General features: G+C 51.8%; 14 protein-coding genes. All 14 read right to left on the bottom strand.

The features are described 5' to 3' along the window. Positions 1–13: 13 nt before the first annotated feature. Entirely contained in the window at positions 14–2,461 is a 2,448-nt protein-coding gene (traC, locus tag P2E05_RS20525) for a type IV secretion system protein TraC (RefSeq protein ID WP_000637386.1), read from the bottom strand. Next, on the bottom strand, positions 2,458–3,165 hold the full coding sequence (locus P2E05_RS20520) for a DsbC family protein (RefSeq protein ID WP_001259347.1): 708 nt from the start codon (positions 3,163–3,165) through the stop codon (positions 2,458–2,460). Before P2E05_RS20520 ends, traC begins: the two co-directional genes overlap by 4 nt. 148 nt (positions 3,166–3,313) lie before the next feature. Next, positions 3,314–8,845: an Ig-like domain-containing protein gene (locus P2E05_RS20515; protein ID WP_000606833.1), complete on the bottom strand. Its 5,532-nt coding sequence runs from the start codon at positions 8,843–8,845 to the stop codon at positions 3,314–3,316. Between the two features lie 200 nt (positions 8,846–9,045). Next, complete coding sequence (traA, locus tag P2E05_RS20510; protein ID WP_064754699.1) at positions 9,046–9,363, bottom strand: TraA family conjugative transfer protein; 318 nt, start codon at positions 9,361–9,363, stop codon at positions 9,046–9,048. Positions 9,364–9,441: 78 nt separating this feature from the next. Further along, positions 9,442–10,020 (bottom strand): type IV conjugative transfer system lipoprotein TraV, encoded by a 579-nt coding sequence (traV, locus tag P2E05_RS20505; RefSeq protein ID WP_000793435.1) that lies wholly within the window; start codon positions 10,018–10,020, stop codon positions 9,442–9,444. After that, complete coding sequence (locus P2E05_RS20500; RefSeq protein WP_024131605.1) at positions 10,017–11,330, bottom strand: TraB/VirB10 family protein; 1,314 nt, start codon at positions 11,328–11,330, stop codon at positions 10,017–10,019. Before P2E05_RS20500 ends, traV begins: the two co-directional genes overlap by 4 nt. After that, complete coding sequence (locus P2E05_RS20495; protein WP_000794249.1) at positions 11,330–12,247, bottom strand: TraK domain-containing protein; 918 nt, start codon at positions 12,245–12,247, stop codon at positions 11,330–11,332. Before P2E05_RS20495 ends, P2E05_RS20500 begins: the two co-directional genes overlap by 1 nt. After that, entirely contained in the window at positions 12,231–12,857 is a 627-nt protein-coding gene (locus tag P2E05_RS20490) for a TraE/TraK family type IV conjugative transfer system protein (RefSeq protein ID WP_001049716.1), read from the bottom strand. The genes P2E05_RS20495 and P2E05_RS20490 overlap by 17 nt, the downstream gene beginning before the upstream one ends. Further along, positions 12,854–13,135: a type IV conjugative transfer system protein TraL gene (gene traL, locus P2E05_RS20485; RefSeq protein ID WP_000805625.1), complete on the bottom strand. Its 282-nt coding sequence runs from the start codon at positions 13,133–13,135 to the stop codon at positions 12,854–12,856. The genes P2E05_RS20490 and traL overlap by 4 nt, the downstream gene beginning before the upstream one ends. A gap of 144 nt (positions 13,136–13,279) precedes the next feature. Next, entirely contained in the window at positions 13,280–13,645 is a 366-nt protein-coding gene (locus P2E05_RS20480) for a hypothetical protein (protein WP_001052531.1), read from the bottom strand. 11 nt (positions 13,646–13,656) lie between these two features. After that, on the bottom strand, positions 13,657–13,800 hold the full coding sequence (locus tag P2E05_RS20475) for a hypothetical protein (protein WP_001275801.1): 144 nt from the start codon (positions 13,798–13,800) through the stop codon (positions 13,657–13,659). 180 nt (positions 13,801–13,980) lie between these two features. Next, entirely contained in the window at positions 13,981–14,643 is a 663-nt protein-coding gene (locus tag P2E05_RS20470; protein WP_001231463.1) for a hypothetical protein, read from the bottom strand. Continuing rightward, positions 14,643–15,020: a hypothetical protein gene (locus P2E05_RS20465; RefSeq protein ID WP_000869261.1), complete on the bottom strand. Its 378-nt coding sequence runs from the start codon at positions 15,018–15,020 to the stop codon at positions 14,643–14,645. Before P2E05_RS20465 ends, P2E05_RS20470 begins: the two co-directional genes overlap by 1 nt. A 241-nt stretch (positions 15,021–15,261) precedes the next feature. Then, positions 15,262–15,438: a hypothetical protein gene (locus P2E05_RS21855; protein WP_169342285.1), complete on the bottom strand. Its 177-nt coding sequence runs from the start codon at positions 15,436–15,438 to the stop codon at positions 15,262–15,264.

Below are 15,438 nucleotides of genomic sequence, written 5' to 3'. Positions count from 1 at the left end.
ACTGTCTCCCTGGTTATGCAGCCTGCTGACGGCTTCGCATCACGGCCTTGATTGCCTCAGGAATGCTCATGCCTTGTTTCACAAACTGGTCGATGGCGTTAACGTCCACCGGATCGGTCGAATAAAGCAGCTTCTGGAAGTCGCCCACTATCAAGCGTCCGACGCCCATGCCGCTCTTCGATTTGATAAAGATTTCTGAGTACACGCCCTGGATGGTGTGTACCGTCTTGAGGGTGTGGAACCCGCCCTCTGAAAGGGTCAGACGACCGCTACGTTTAACAGATTCCACGGTTTCTTCGGTTTGGCCGAGCAAGTACATGCTGGCCGAGTTCTCCGCGATGGCGCGGCCCACTGCGTTCTCATAGAGGTCGTTGATGGACTGCGTTGCAATGACAACGGAGCCACCGTACTTACGGAATTTGCGGTAGGCATGTTCCATGAAGACCGAGACCTCGCCCTCTTTGAGCAGGTCCCAGGCCTCATCCACGATGACGACTTTCTTGCGGTTACGTTCACCCAGGAATACTTCTTGCTGGATCTGGTAAATAAGCTGGAGCAGTACAACCTGACGCAAGTGCTTACGCCCTTGCAGTTCATCGAGCTCCAGTACAGTGAACTGGTTCTGGAAGCTGACGTTGTTCTTGCGAGAGAAGTATTTCCCGTAGCTACCTTTCGACGTAAAGGCGTAGAGCTGCTGACCAATATCCTTGAGGCGCTGGTCGTTTTCTTCTTCCAGACAGCGCTCAGCGATGTCGTCAACCTTCATCTCTTTACCTTTCTCTTCCCACAGGCGAGAAAGGACCTGTTTCAGCGCAGAGATTTGCCATTCATCCAGCAAGCCTTTGGCCGACGCCATTGCACAAACGAGGCTGACAATCGCGTCTTCTTCGTCCTCGTAGTTCTGTATGAGCTCGAACGGGTTGAGGCAGACGTGCGTTCCTTCTTCAAAGTGAACGAAGTCGCCATTGAGCATTTCCGACAGCTTCTGGTAGGACTTACCGGCATCAATAACCCAGACCTGAGCACCCTCGGACAAGTAGGAAAAAATCAGTTCGTTGGTAAGGAACGATTTACCCGAGCCGGATTCGGCTGCGATCACCAGGTTTTTGTTGGTATTACTGTCGTGAAGAGACAGACTCATGAGCTGGCCGTTGCGGGAAATCAGCGCTGCATGATAGGTCCCGGTCCCCTTCCATTCCCCAAACACCGGCAGGACCACAGCCGCCTGCTCGGTTGTCATGGTCTTGTAGCGGAATAGGTCTCGCACTGCATCCCGGTCTGTACAGAATGGCAGGCAGTTGAGGAACATCGGCAGAGCAACGAACTTATCCTCCATCAGCTCGAACCGAGATTCACGCCAGATGTTTCGTGCGGCCATCGCCGCCGCTTCAACACGTTCTTTGGTTGGAGCAAATAAAACCACCGAGTAGGTGATCTTGACTGGCTTAGCCCCCTCTTTCATGGACTCATAGAGAGTGTCGAAGCTCTCCTTTTTGTCCGCCAGCACCGGCACGAATTTGAGCATCGGCCCGTAGGCTTGGTTTACAGTGAACTGGCGTTTGCGCTCCAGAGTGTTTTTCGTGCTTTCTGCCTCAGGGAAAAACACATTGGTCACAACCATGTAGTTTTCTTTGATGCTGGAGTTGCCGCCGCTGAGATCCCCGGCATAGGTCAACGCATCACCAAAGTAGAAAACGTCAGGCAGCTTTTTCGCTGACATGACTTTCGCGTGGTAGTCCCCCAGCCTGATGCCGTTCTTGCTGACTTCCACATCAGTGCCGTAATCGAAGATTTGCTCGCAGATGGGCTTATCCATCTCCCAATCCACAGAGTCATGTCGCCATGAAGCATCCGGCCCCCAATTCAGGATGGTGCTCATGATCCGGATGTAGTTCACCGCCGTCATTGTGCGGGGACGCAGACCAACGGTTTGAAGCGATGATTCGACCTTCGTGCGAAGCTGTGCGAGCTGCTGGAGTTCGCTTTCAGTCGGGTTATTGTTCTTGATGGGGACTTTGCACGTAACGAACAGCTTGAGGTCTTGGATCAAGCCATTGTCGTAGATACCTTTGTTGGTCTTGGCAAATATGCGTTCTGTCGTGTGGTGCTGGAGGAAGTTAATCCGTTCCTTGATGACAGATGTCAGCAGCTCGTGACGGAAGCCATCACGCAACCCCATCATCCGGTACATCTCCTGATTGATGTCCGGGGAGCGGAACAGAACAAACTGGAGCGTAGTCTTCGACGGGAACTCCTGATTCAGGAAACCGTTCATTCGCTCCTGAACTTTTTCATCGGCACCACACAGGGGCTCACACATGAAACCAAAGCCTGCACTGTGGTCATCCATAAGGAAGACATGATCGTCTTCGTCATAGGCCAGGACAGGAATAATCCCGGCAGCTCGCAAGTGCTCCGGGATCAACGTTTCTTCGAGTTTCTTTTTGATGGTTACGATCATTCAACACTCTCCAACCATGATTTCAGGTTCTTCGGACGTCCTTTGCTGACACGACCATCCGGAGCAACCACGAACGGAACGCCCTCAATCCCAATGAAATGAGCTGTCAGCAGCGTTTGATCGTATTGGCCGGGGTCGCAGGTTTCTTTTGAAGGAAGGGAACCCAAGGTGTTGTTCATCAGCGCATCGAGCGCGTGGGTTTTGTCTTTCGCGCAGTACAAGTTCTTTGCCAAGCGGTTGGACTCAGCACCCAGAGCAGGAATCACGATAAATTTAAAGGTGTAATCATCCACCAGCGATTTGGCATCACCCATGAGCTGATGGCAAACCGCGCATCTAGGATCGACAAAGACCACCACCTCTTTGTCACCACGCCCCATCGAAACGGTGTTCAGCGTGTCCACATCCATGCCCATGCTCTTGAAGTGGATACGCTCCGCTACATCCCTCATTTGGGACATCGTGTTGAGGGGCTTCTTGCTCCACAGGTCGTAGATTTGTCCTGAAATAACAAATCGCCCGTTTTCAGAGAGGAACATGATCTGCCCATCACTTTGGACGGCTCGAACCCCTTTGATGGGTAGCTCTACGATGTCCTCTATCTTCGCCGCTCTGGGATCGGTGATTTCCAATTTCGATGACGCATGAGCCGTGCCGGTAATAATCCCGAACACCATCAGCGCCCCGAGTAATTTTGTCCGCATGTCTATCCCCTAAGATTGGATTACTGGATGCTGGGCAGTGTATCCGGGGGAGGGAAATAGACTCGCCTCTGTAATAGCCCAATTTGGACAATTCCAGCGCGATACAAAAAAAAGCCCGGTCTGAACCGGGCTTTGAGAGGAATGAACCTTAGTTCATGGTAACAGCTTCGGATTTGCCACCAGAGTCATCGACCCCAACCAGAGAGATGGTCGGCATCGTTTCATAGGTGCCCTTGCTGATAGTCACTCGATCAGAGCTGATGCTCTGCAACTCACCGGCAATGGTCCATTCGTAGGACTTCATGCGGCCATCGGTATCTTCGCAGTTCGCATAAACGATCCACGACCCAACGGTCTCTCGTGAGCTCAGGCTACATGCAGGCAACTTGTTCTCTGCCACATTGATGTTCACCTCGCCCTCAGCTTCATGCCCCATTTCTGAGGTTATTTTCAGCTTGATGCTGTGCTCACCAGCGCCCAGAGTTGCTCTGCCGTAGTAACCGCTGCTTTCCAACGGCGTACCATCTACCGAGTAGACGCGAGTCGAAATACGGTCGCGTGGGTGGCCGCCAGAAATGTACGGTCGCAACAGCACATCCAGAGGCTCACGCTCGTATTTGTTCGAGCCAGAGTATTGCAGGTCGATAGCATAGGGCTCTGCCTGGCCGATCTTGAGCGGTTGCTCGATCACGGTTTCATGGCCGCGAGCATCACGGACAGTCACCTTGATGTTGTAATCGCCCGGCTCATTGATCACAAAGGACCGGACAATATCCTGCCGCTGATCCTGAATCACTGCGCCTTCCGGCAACTCCCACTCGTAGGTCGGTTCTTCCAGCTTGCCGTTGAAGGCAATTGGCCGCACTGACGCGGTGATCGTCGCAGGAGCCACGTCAGCGTTCTTCCTGACCTGCATTCCGAAGCTCGGCCATACATACTGCCACACGCGGGAGCGTAGGCTATGCGAGGCTTCTGCACCCTGATCTCGGTATCCTTCGATCCAGGTGGTGTACTTCGTTTCTACAGTAGCCTGGTTGAGGTCAGTGTCCGAAGGCACGTACTCAGCAGTATCACCCTGCACAATTGAGCCATCAGGCAGCGTGAAGAACCCGTTCAGCTTCACGTCCATCCCACGGTAAGGCAGGCTGGTTTCGGCTTTGAACACATACTTCTTACCGGTCTCAATGACTCGCGGCCCTGTCACGTAAGGACGGGGGGCCTTCACTGCTCGGAAGTCAACTGCCGTTTTCGCAACTTCATAGGCATAGCCGTCATCAGCCGGTGCAGTGGCAGAGCGCACACGAGCCCACAGGCGGTATCGGGTTTCTTCATCGCTCGAAAGCGTGATGCTATCCCCTGTCTGCGCGTAGGTTTTGCCACCGTCAGTAGACCACTCAACAATGGCATTGCCACCGGAGATTGGCTCATCGTTCAACGTCAGGTTCGCTGTGTACTTGCCTTCACTTCCGACAAACAACGTGGTCGGGCCGATAACAGCAATATCAGGTTTGTCGTAAGCGACAACACTGACCGCTTCGGTGTACTTTTCCGCACCTGAGTTGACGTTCACCACCTTGGCCCGAACCTGGTACTCCCCCTTGTCGAAGGTCTTCACAAGCTGATACTTGTATCGATCTTCTGGGATGAACTGCTCCCAGGTTTTACCGTCGTCCTTACTGGTTTCCCACACAACCTGGCCGGTAGCCCGGAGATCCTGACGGTCGTCCAAAGATAGCTTGAACACAGCAGTGAACGGAGCTTCACCAGACAACTTGCGAGCCTCCACGCCAGCACCGATGGCACCACCACGAAGCACTGTCAAGAAGGCAGGTCTGATAGACAACTCTGTGCGGTTGTAACCCTCAACAGGGCTTTCCAGAACAGCCTCAGCAGCGATACGGACGGAGGAAGTATCCACACCAGACAGGTCTACTGAGAACTGAGCTTCACCGTTCGATGCTTCCGCATAATCAGTGAGCGCAACCGTCTCGTTGTAGGCCTTTTGCTGGATCAGGCGTACTTTCCACACCCCCATCGTGTTAGCGTCATAGTCACCATCAGGTTTGTACTGATCACGGATGAGAACCCTAACCGGCAATGCCTGGGTGTCAATCGCGGTATCACCTTTAACTTCAACGATAGGACGGATACTGTCAGAAGGTGCAGAGATAGCCCGGTAGACAACCTCAGTCTTCACATCAGGCACCTTGTTGTAGGCCGCGTTCACCTTGTAGGTGGTCTCCTCCCACAACGCTCGCTCATCGGTATTGATGCGGCGATACACCTTATTGGTGGCACCCCATCCCGGAGTGAAGGTCTCAGACTCAAGAACATCAGAGTTGCGCGATATGGCAATATCCAGATCAGCTCGTTCAGAGTTGATAATGGCATCACCCAGGTAGTTACCTGTCATCGGCACCAAGTAGATGTTGTCTTTGAAGTTGTAGTCGGAGGCTAGTTCAACGGTCGGAGCTGGTGGGTCAACCGCTTCGACATTGAAAGTCTCGTCGTTCAACGTCACCCGAGTGCCGTTACGGGTGAAAATACTTACCCGCCACCCCAGAGGGTGATCACCGTTCTCGGCCAGGGAACCTGACAACGAAGGAGATTCCGATAACGGGTCTTGGACCAGTCCATCGGGGATCTGCTGCCACTCGAACAGACAGGTGCGGCTTGCACTGCCAACAGCTTTGTTCGCGGCCTCGTTTTTCGCACGGTCAGCACTGAGAGTGATTGAACAATCAGGACCTTTGCTCTGCTTGAAGTTCACATCAAAGTCTTCAATGACGCGATTCACCTGAGCAATGTCATCAATCGGGGTGTAACCAACAGAGCCATAGGCAGTAGTTACCGTCAGGTTCTGAGAGCCAGACCCAACTTTTACCTTGGAACCGTCACCACTGAACAGGTACAGGCTGTATTCGACAGGTTGTTCACCAATGCTCACAGCCTGCCCCACCAGCCCGGCAACTTTCATCCCGTTGTTGTCCTGCGTAGTTTGTTCAGCCTCATCCGGAGTTCTGTCCCATTGGAGCAAACACACCGGGTCACGAATTGGGTCTGCGGCCATAGCCACATCCTCTTTCGTGGTGAACCGGCAAGGCACACCCGACTCTGGCAGGGCATAGATTTTCACCGGGTCAATAACCTGGCGAATTGTCCATGATTCAGCCGAGAGCTTGGCCGTCCCTTTCCAGGTATTGATGTCCACAACCAAGATGGGTGAGTTCGGCGCGGAGGTCATGACAAGAAGACTGGAAGAGCCGACCACATCAGGAACAGCCGGTTTAACCGGAATGCTCAAACGACCACCTGACGCACCGAAATCATGTTGGCTCATGATCCCCATTGTCTGGCCCGGCTCGATACGCACCCCATTCACCACCAGCGGCACTTTCGCATCAGAACGGAGGGTCGCAAACACGTCGTATGAACCTGTCACGACAGCACCATCACTGAGCGTCAGCGGCTTGGTCTCGATGATCCGCTTGCCATCTGCATGAACAAATTCATGAGTGACAGCGGGGACCATAACCTTGCCATCCATCCCATCCGCCAGCATCACCTGACGCGGTTTGTACTCGAAGCCAACCGCCTTTTGAACCGCGTTGCCTTGTGCGTCCTCACCGGAAACAGTCAGCGTGTAAGATTCCCCTTCCTTCAAAGACGGGAACATTACCGGGTACTCAAGGCGGAATCGACCTTTCGACTCCTCACGCCAAGACAACTGCACCTTGTCATCGGCTGGGCCTCCGACGAGGGCAATAGAGGTCAGCTTAGGACTCGGGTCGGCAGTATCAGTCAAGGTGATTACAACATCATCCAAAGACTGGATTGGTGCTCCATCACTGATCGATACGGTTAGTGTCGGCGCTGAATTATCTATGCTCATAGCATATTGGGAGCCAGTGAATACCTGCTTAACCTCATTACCGAAAGCATCTTTAGCTACGAGAGATATGCCGGTATATGTGCCCTCTGACAGATTCTCAGCAGAAAATGTGAAAAACCAATCATTTGTGCTACTACGAAGAACTTCAGTACGAGACAACGGACGTTCTTCGCCAGTCGAGGTTATCGCAGACGCACTTGAGTTGTTAGAAATAACCCACTGGTTAACACCCCAACCGTCAAATGAATCAGGCTCACGGAAATGAGCTTTAAAAATCCGCCCATTTCGTTCTAACCCAGCAATTTCAGGAGGGTTAAGGTCATAGCAGAACGTTGCCCCAATCCGATCAGACGGAAGTTCAGGCTTCCCTTCCGGTCGAGACCAATATCCAGGCCATGAACATGAGCGCCCACTGAACGATATATCCGTATCCACTTCTGCATAAGAAGCATTTGCCGGAATTTTAGTAGTAGGCAACCAAGATCCCCATAACTCCTGAGCGTAAGGTCTCGGCTCAACATGAAATCTCAGTTTTTTATAATGGTTAACTGAGCTCATATTAATGGTTTCACCGCGGACCCACTGACCATCATCCCTAAGATATTCAACATACTTACCGATGGGAGCCAAGCTAACCGATGGATCAGCTTTCACACTGACGGATGTATTACCAAGAGAGTTCATAACCCAGTCGTAAATAATAAACGACTTAGTTTTTGTCCCATGTTGCTGGAATACATCAGCTTGCGTCTGCCGATAATCATATGTACCGTCTTCGGCAATGATATTGCCTTCAATACAGTTTTTATAATCACACCAGTTACCGCTTTGAGCACCGTAAGGTGAAGAAGGATAGGAGTTTGTTTTGGGTATCCGGTAGAGCACCCTGTAGGTATCGGAATAAATGGTCATTCCGTTCTGATAAGGCGCAAAACCTGATAGGGCCTGACCATTAACCTTAAAAGTTGAGGCCTGCGGGTTCTTAGGGTCATACACTGCTACTGGCTCAGGATTCTCTCCAGACTTTGCACCTACTGAATCCCAAGCAATAGGATAGGCTATTGACCCTTTGTTCCCTGCTTTATCCAGGGCCTCGAAATGAAGCGTATATAGATCCTCCCCATTAGGGAACACAGTGCTCCAGTTCAACAACTGGCCTTGGCCGTTGGCGTAATTAACCGAGACAACAGGACTCCTCTTGCCTTTGCTATCTACAGCATACGCCTGTATAGAGGAAACCGAAGAACCGGCATCAGATGCAGACACATCTATACCTGAAAATCGGTTAGGACCTCGCAGTAGCGTTCCATCAGAAAGCGCCCGGTTCCATTCCCCTTTTACTGTCACGTTTGCCAAACTTGGCGCTGTCGTATCGACTTGAAGCGGGTATTCATCAGTCTGAACGGAACTTCCGTCTGACGCCAGTATTTCGGCCCTTAGTTTGTAGACTCCCTCGGAAGGAGCCGGTAGTTGAAGTTCCGCACCATAGTAGGATTTTCCACCCACTGTGATGCGATCAGTAGCCCCAAGAAGGTGGCTGGTCGCTGTCGAAACCACTGTTCCATCCGACCGAATCACCGAAATCTTTACCTTTCGGTCGATACCGGCACTCAAGGCAAACGAGATATTGCCCGTTGGGTTGGCATAGTTGGCATTCGGAGTCAGAGACCGTTGCGTACCATCTGGAGCCTTAAAGGTGTATTCCAGCAGCTCTGCATGAGCAGCACCAGCGGTAAGAACCGCCAGAGCCCCAAGCATCGCCGGAATTTTAGGCTTGAAATTGATCATCGCATTCTCCATTCGTTTTGAGTTACAAGAACCCAATGCTGGAGGTTACGGGAGGGAGTGCATAAACATGGGCTGTGGAAGTGCCCTTTTTGAGCAAATAAGGAAATAGTTGGAATTTGTTATGACTGGACTTTTTGCCAAAAAATAAGGGCAGCTTTTAGGCTGCCCCTATCACCCGTTGATTAACGGCAAGGTGTCTTTTACACCCCCAGGCCATTGCTGAGTTGCACAACAGCCGGGATGACCTTCTCTGCATGTTCCAGAGTAGCAGACATGATGGATTCCACTACGGTCGGGGAGTTGTACAGGCCCATACCGCCACCGATACCCATAGCGAAAGCCATGAGGCTCTGGCGAGCGATACCACCAACAACACCGACCAGGATCATCGCACCCGCAACGATTCGACCCAAAGTACCTTGGGTCCAATCCTTGAGAGTTACCCATACGTCGTCAAACGCTGTACCACCAGTACCAGCGTGGGCCTGATCCGGCACGAGCAGGAAGGCTACCACCATCAACCCCAGGAAGAGGAAGAGTGCGTTGTTTTTACTTGAGGCATTCGCCAACTGATTTGCGTTCATCAAGAACATCTCCTATTTGGTTGTTTCAGACTTCGGTTCGTGTTGTACCGTTTGCAGCGGTCTCAAAACTGGCTCACTTTGCGGTGTGCCATCCCCAATCACCCACCTGCGCGGTTCGATTTCGGTATAGACATACCCTGTCACGATGAGATCACCATTGGTGTCCTCCCAGGGAGCTACCCAAATCCGCATAACCTGTGCTGGTGTACGAATTGGAATCGGGCGATCCGGAAGACGCGGTGCGACATAGTTGTCAATCACCGGGTCTCCGGAGCTAGATGAGTTCGCTGAAACGTTTGAGGAACCTTCGCCATCCGCTTCCGCTTTGGCCTCGACTTCCTCTGGTTTCATTGGGCGCGGGACATTTCCGTCATTGGTTGCGGCGTAAACGTCTCGCGCTGACATACACTGAACACCATTCGGCATTCCCGGACAGCTATACTCATCCTTGCCGATGTTGAACGTCGAACAGCCCGACAAAATAAGTAGCGCTGCACCCACCCCCAACATCTTTGCGGATCTTACTGCCTGTTCCTTTTGAGCCTCGCCTCTGGAACTGCCCTTTCTGGTCAAAATGTTCAAATTTTTCATTTCTTGGTTCCCCCGGTGGAACGAATTTGTAGCTTGGTTCCTTTGGTCACGATGATGTCTACCTGACGGCCAGCATCGACCTCGATAACGGGGAAGATGCCTTCGGCCATGTCGATATAGAACTGAGCGATGCGATCTAGCGCCTTACTGGCCCCCTTCACTGCTGCTCCCTGCAACATCTGGTCGGAGAACACAGACTGGTACTGGGTATTTGAGCCAGGGTTAGTGCTGACGACCGGCACAGGATTGACGTCAAAGGCTTCGGAAACGCCACCAAGGAAGCCTGCCATCAAGCTCTTGGCGATGATTTGCCCCTGCTTCGATACGACGCGACCACGGACACCGGCCTTACCGTCTTCACCCACTGCATAGGAATCCAGCTTCGCTTCTATGACCCCCCCATCATCCCGAACGCACGAGAAGGTCTCGCCACGCAGGTACGCTCGCTCTGAACTGAGATCTCCATAGCCTGAAACAATCAGGAAGCACTCACGAACATCCGCACGGAAGCGGTTAGGCAAAATAGCCTCTTTCTGAATCCTGAGGGTCGAAGGGAACGGATCTCGACGAGCACCTTGAGATGTTGGTGCGTCCATACCGTTGATGAGCACCCCTGTCAGGATGGAGCCAGAAGGTAGGTAGATAGACTCATCATCCTTGTTGTCCTTCTCTTCAACTTCTGGCGCTTTCTGCGAGTAGCTCACTATTTGGATGCCTGGTTTAGTTGCATCACGACCGTCTCCCTTGCCAGTTGCAGGAGCCCCACCCTTCGAGTCAGGAAGCGGTGCGTCCCGAAAAAAGGATGCTGGATCTTTGTAGTCGAGCTTTTTCTCCATGAACTGACCATCACCACCAGATGCACCATTAACATCGGCTCTGGCATCCTCTGATGAAGAGGATGTTTTTCCACCAGCAGCGCCGGTTTCGACTTTCTTAGCCAATTCCATGTTCTTCTGGGTCAGGCGGTCCAAATCTTGACGAAGGCGGGTCATCTCACGGCCAACATCACTGGATTTCCCGGCAGTGGTTTTGGTTTCCTCCAGCTCTTTCTTGACTCGTTCCAGCTCCTTTTTCAGGTCGGAGTTTTCACGAGACACCATCTTCACATCGGCAGACAACGAATCTATCCCGATCTCACGGGTGTTTTTGTCTGTGAGAACGTGCTTGATGGTTTCTTGGCGACCGCGCTTCTCTTCTTTCTTGGGTTCACCAGAGAACATTGTCACGACCGCAAAAAGAACGAAGACGCCGCCAGCGATAGACACCCAACGCTTCTTGTTGGGGTCTAACTGTGTCCAAAATCGCTTAATCATTGGGCACCTCCCAGCAGCGATGGACGCTTAGACGTTGGTGCGAGACCACGCTTCTGCTTCTTCGCCACATAGATCTCCGTCTTCTGGCCGGGCTCAAGCACGTTAAGCGGCCACGTAGTCACCGCAGCCACATCCCAGCTCCCACACAACGCCTCTTTGAACTCAATAGGCTGATCAGAGACGTTCAGGGCGACACCGATGAACACGTTAAGGTGGTGGCCCATCATGTATTGCCCCTTGCTAAAATCCACCTTTACCCCAGGATGAGCGCAGCTCGGCACCGCAGCACCAGCAGGGATGCGGTTCAACGTGTAACCTTGAGGGACTTCACCAAGAGCAATCTTTCGGAATACTGACCGGATGGTTTCGACATAAGGCTGGCTCTGTTCCCAGGTCTCAGCCTTGGTATTGGCAAAAGCACCAGTGATACCTACACCACCATCGAGCTTGAGAAAGACTTCTCTGGGCGGAATACGACGGGGAACCATCGTCAGGCTGAGAGCTTGGGCTTCCGAGCCTTTTTCAGTAATGAACATAGTCACCGGATACTGCTTATCCGTGGCGACATAGACCACATTCTCTTTGATGCAGACCTCACCACACTGGCCGTTATCCGTCGCCCCGGTCAGAGATGTTGAAACGATCTCAGGATTGCTGAAAGGCGTGACGATTCGGTTCGGATGACCAACGGCTATCGGGATGATCTGGTTAACCCCCGGCTTCATCGTCAGTAAGGGGTTTTCATTCATGCTGCCCACAACCTCATGGGAGCTTTGTCCTGACGTCACAGGGGCAGGAACATCCTTTTTCATAACACTGGCCGGGACAACAGGAATGTCATCCGAGGCATAGGCCATTGAAGTTCCAAGCGCCAAGGACAGCGCCAGGAGCGAAAGTTTAGCGTTGTTCTTCATGCTTTCTCCGGTTTTCTTCTTTGCGCTGGAGTTGCTCCAAAACAGTTTTGGTGCGTGGCTTTCCTACATAGGTGTCGATGTAGTCCAGCACGGGCGCGTAGTTTGAAATCTTGATGGCGAACTCGTAGGAGCGTTCGCTACGCTCTTCGTTAGAAGAAGCCCCTTTGACGTAGGAATATCCGTAGACAAACACCTTGTCGCTCTTGGGCTCGTACTCAACAAAACGCGGCTCAAACCGCATGGTTACGCGGTCGTTCTTGATCTGTTGAGCTTGAATTTCGATGGCATCAATCACGTCCTGATAGATGCTCGGGGAGAGAAGCGGGGTGATCCGTTCTTTCACAAAGTCAACGGTTCCTGGCGTCACATTGCCAAGGAGCTGAGCAAAAGCGAAACCCCAAGCCTCTTTATAGGACTGAGAGGCGTTATTTTTCGTCACCCAGGCTTCTTCCGTGAGCGTGAAAGGCTGGATAGTGACGATGGTTTCCTTGCTGAATACTTGGACCACCAGCAGGAAAACGATAGCAATAAGACCACCCTGGAAGATTCGTCCCCACTTATTTTCTGTTTGGGTCCCTTCCCAGGTCTTGAGATACTTTTTCAGGTTCAAGGCAAATACCTCCGGACAAACGGATTCTTGAGAGATTTGGCCTTGGTCATGATGAACCCGGCCCAGTAGATCATGTGGAGCAGGTATCCATCCGGATGGTTATCCCTGAATCGGCGATAAAGGTTGGTTACAAGTAACCCCCCCAGAAAGCAGATCAGGGCCTTACCGATGATGACCCCTATCGTTAGCCCCAAAAGCATCGGGGCCAACTCATCTGCGCTCCACAACAGCAGATGCGGGGGCTCATCGACCCGGCGCGGTATCTTTACAGGCTTCATAGCAACCCTCTTCTTTTCCTAGTGGCCTGTATTCTCATTCAGGGTCACTGATTTTCTGCCACGGCTTCGCGCCCTTTTCGGGCACTTCCAGCGACAAATAAAAAAAGGCGGCCTAAGCCGCCTTTTTTGCGTTTACTGGATCGGTTATTGATTTTGAGGAACCGCTTCCGAATGTTTTTCCGAAGCCGCAACGCTAACTTCATTGGCTGGTCGGGCCACCCCCAGAGTTTTCACTTCCTTGTTAGCATTGGCTTTAAACTTGAACATCAGACTGTACGCCGCCAGCAGGAAGAAGCTGAGAATGCCCCAGTAGGTCTGAACCGTGCCCAGAGCCTTGGCCGGGTCACTTGCAGCTCTGTTGGCCGTATCAGCAGCCAACTTAACCCACTGACTCCAGTCAAAACCTGCCGCAAAAGCAGACAGCCAAAACGCGACGGCCACTGGAACGATGAAGATGCACATCAGCACCGCGTTCATCAAAAACCAGAAAAATTGTTTATTAAGGTTCACACTTCCTCCCATTAACCTAGAAAATTGAATGCGTGTTCCAGGTTCATCCCTGCAACAACACCTATAACGAACATCACCTGCCAGACAAGGAACTGCCAGGAGATGAATGAACCAGATGAGCTTTCGCTTTCTCTGACGTGAGCTTGTGCGGACATAGACCCTCCAAATAACTTGTCGTCATCACGGAGTAATCGTCTCTTAATTGATCAATCTAGGAACAGTGCTGTTACGGCCCATTTTGGGCACTTTATGGAGGTTTATTCGAGGAGATGATAAGAGCGGGAGGCGAAAAACTTTCACATGTGAAAGTTCAAAGCGGCCAATGGCCGCTTGTTTCACACTGTTCTATTGTAACGGAGTTCTCGATAAGCATCCCATGCTTGCTCTGATGAGACACCTCGACAACCAACATCTGTGGCGCACTCAAGGTCCATCTTGTACTGCTTAACCTTCTGGTCTGCTGTATCGCCCCAGCTCATGGCTGATGGGTACTTGGAAACACTAAACACATTTTCAAGTTCAGCCTGATAGTCGTCGTTTTGTAACAGAGGTTCGGTTTCACCATCATCCCAGCGAATGTAAGCCTTACCCTGGAGAGCCTTCAAATGCAAAGGCACCAGTAAGGTGGAAATCACTTCGTCAGCCCTGATGTCTTTGTAAGCACACCAGTGAGGTTTAACGGTGATCACACCATTTACCAAAACGATGTCACACGCCAGTGTCGCTTCAACATTATCGTTAACATCCTGCCGAGCGTAGATCTCCACGAAACCAACCTGCTCTGGAACAACCTTGTCGATGAAGCTCCAAAAGCTGGGGTACGACGTTCCATCGCTGAGCGTCAACTGACCGTCATGCTCTTTCAGCATACGGTTCAGTTGTGCAGTGAAGAACTCTGCCGACACTTTTCTTGCCAATGGTTCCATATCACTCAGTCGTAGAGTGGCTCCTGCACCCCCCTCATACACCTCTCCAAAAAAGAAATCTCTCTTACGCATTAGACTTTGCCTCCTTTAATCGCTTGCTGGGTCAGCTTGATCCAGTTCAACGGGTTTTCACAGTCAACATGGTTGCCAGCGGCACCAACTACCGTTTTGTATGCCTCCGAGCCTGCCGCTGTGTGTACTGCCAGCATAAACGAAAACATAGGGTCATTTTGCATGGTGCCAATCATCATTGCACTGGAAGTGTCTTTGAGCTGGCAGTTTTCAACCCGCAGATTGAGTACATCTTTTGCCACCATCTTACAGTCGGGACACACCTTCTCAAGGTTCTTGAGCTTTGCGTCGTCATTGAGCACATCAGGAGCCGCGATGGCAGTACCGGCCATACACAGCCCCAGTGCCAGCAGTTTGAGTTTATTGGTTACTTTCATGGTTCCTCTCTATATCGTTCCAATTTCGTTTCGGTAAAAGAACAGTGGCCCAGTGACTGTTCTGAGTTCCGGCGTTACTTGCTTTACTCTTGAGCAAATATGCTGCTTGAAAAAGTTGTGGTATCCGTACAAAGCTGGGCGTGTAAAAACGGAATAGATAATGAGGGTGATGGCCGCACCAGCGGCCCACCCGATCACGTCCGGAGAGATAAGTCCTGGCACGTCTGAGATACGTTCTGGTTCAACCAAGCGGCACACCACCAGCACCCAGAACCACATTACCGGCATCACAAAGATCATCTTTCCGACGCAAGCAATGAGCACCTTCACCAAATTCAAGCTCTGCGCCCAGTAAAGCCACAACGCAGACAAGGATTGGCGACGTATCACCTGGTAGACGTTCAATGGGATGTCGCAC

Source organism: Providencia stuartii (assembly GCF_029277985.1).
In the GTDB taxonomy this organism is placed as follows: domain Bacteria; phylum Pseudomonadota; class Gammaproteobacteria; order Enterobacterales; family Enterobacteriaceae; genus Providencia; species Providencia zhejiangensis.
This window is presented reverse-complemented; position numbering and strand designations above follow the sequence as displayed.

Excerpts from the sequence above, each read along its gene's own strand:
- traC (WP_000637386.1), bottom strand. The coding sequence starts at position 2,461 with ATGATCGTAACCATCAAAAAGAAACTCGAAGAAACGTTGATCCCGGAG.
- P2E05_RS20520 (WP_001259347.1), bottom strand. The coding sequence starts at position 3,165 with ATGCGGACAAAATTACTCGGGGCGCTGATGGTGTTCGGGATTATTACC.
- P2E05_RS20515 (WP_000606833.1), bottom strand. The coding sequence starts at position 8,845 with ATGATCAATTTCAAGCCTAAAATTCCGGCGATGCTTGGGGCTCTGGCG.
- traA (WP_064754699.1), bottom strand. The coding sequence starts at position 9,363 with ATGGTGGTAGCCTTCCTGCTCGTGCCGGATCAGGCCCACGCTGGTACT.
- traV (WP_000793435.1), bottom strand. The coding sequence starts at position 10,020 with ATGAAAAATTTGAACATTTTGACCAGAAAGGGCAGTTCCAGAGGCGAG.
- P2E05_RS20495 (WP_000794249.1), bottom strand. The coding sequence starts at position 12,247 with ATGAAGAACAACGCTAAACTTTCGCTCCTGGCGCTGTCCTTGGCGCTT.
- traL (WP_000805625.1), bottom strand. The coding sequence starts at position 13,135 with ATGAAGCCTGTAAAGATACCGCGCCGGGTCGATGAGCCCCCGCATCTG.
- P2E05_RS20475 (WP_001275801.1), bottom strand. The coding sequence starts at position 13,800 with ATGTCCGCACAAGCTCACGTCAGAGAAAGCGAAAGCTCATCTGGTTCA.
- P2E05_RS20470 (WP_001231463.1), bottom strand. The coding sequence starts at position 14,643 with ATGCGTAAGAGAGATTTCTTTTTTGGAGAGGTGTATGAGGGGGGTGCA.
- P2E05_RS20465 (WP_000869261.1), bottom strand. The coding sequence starts at position 15,020 with ATGAAAGTAACCAATAAACTCAAACTGCTGGCACTGGGGCTGTGTATG.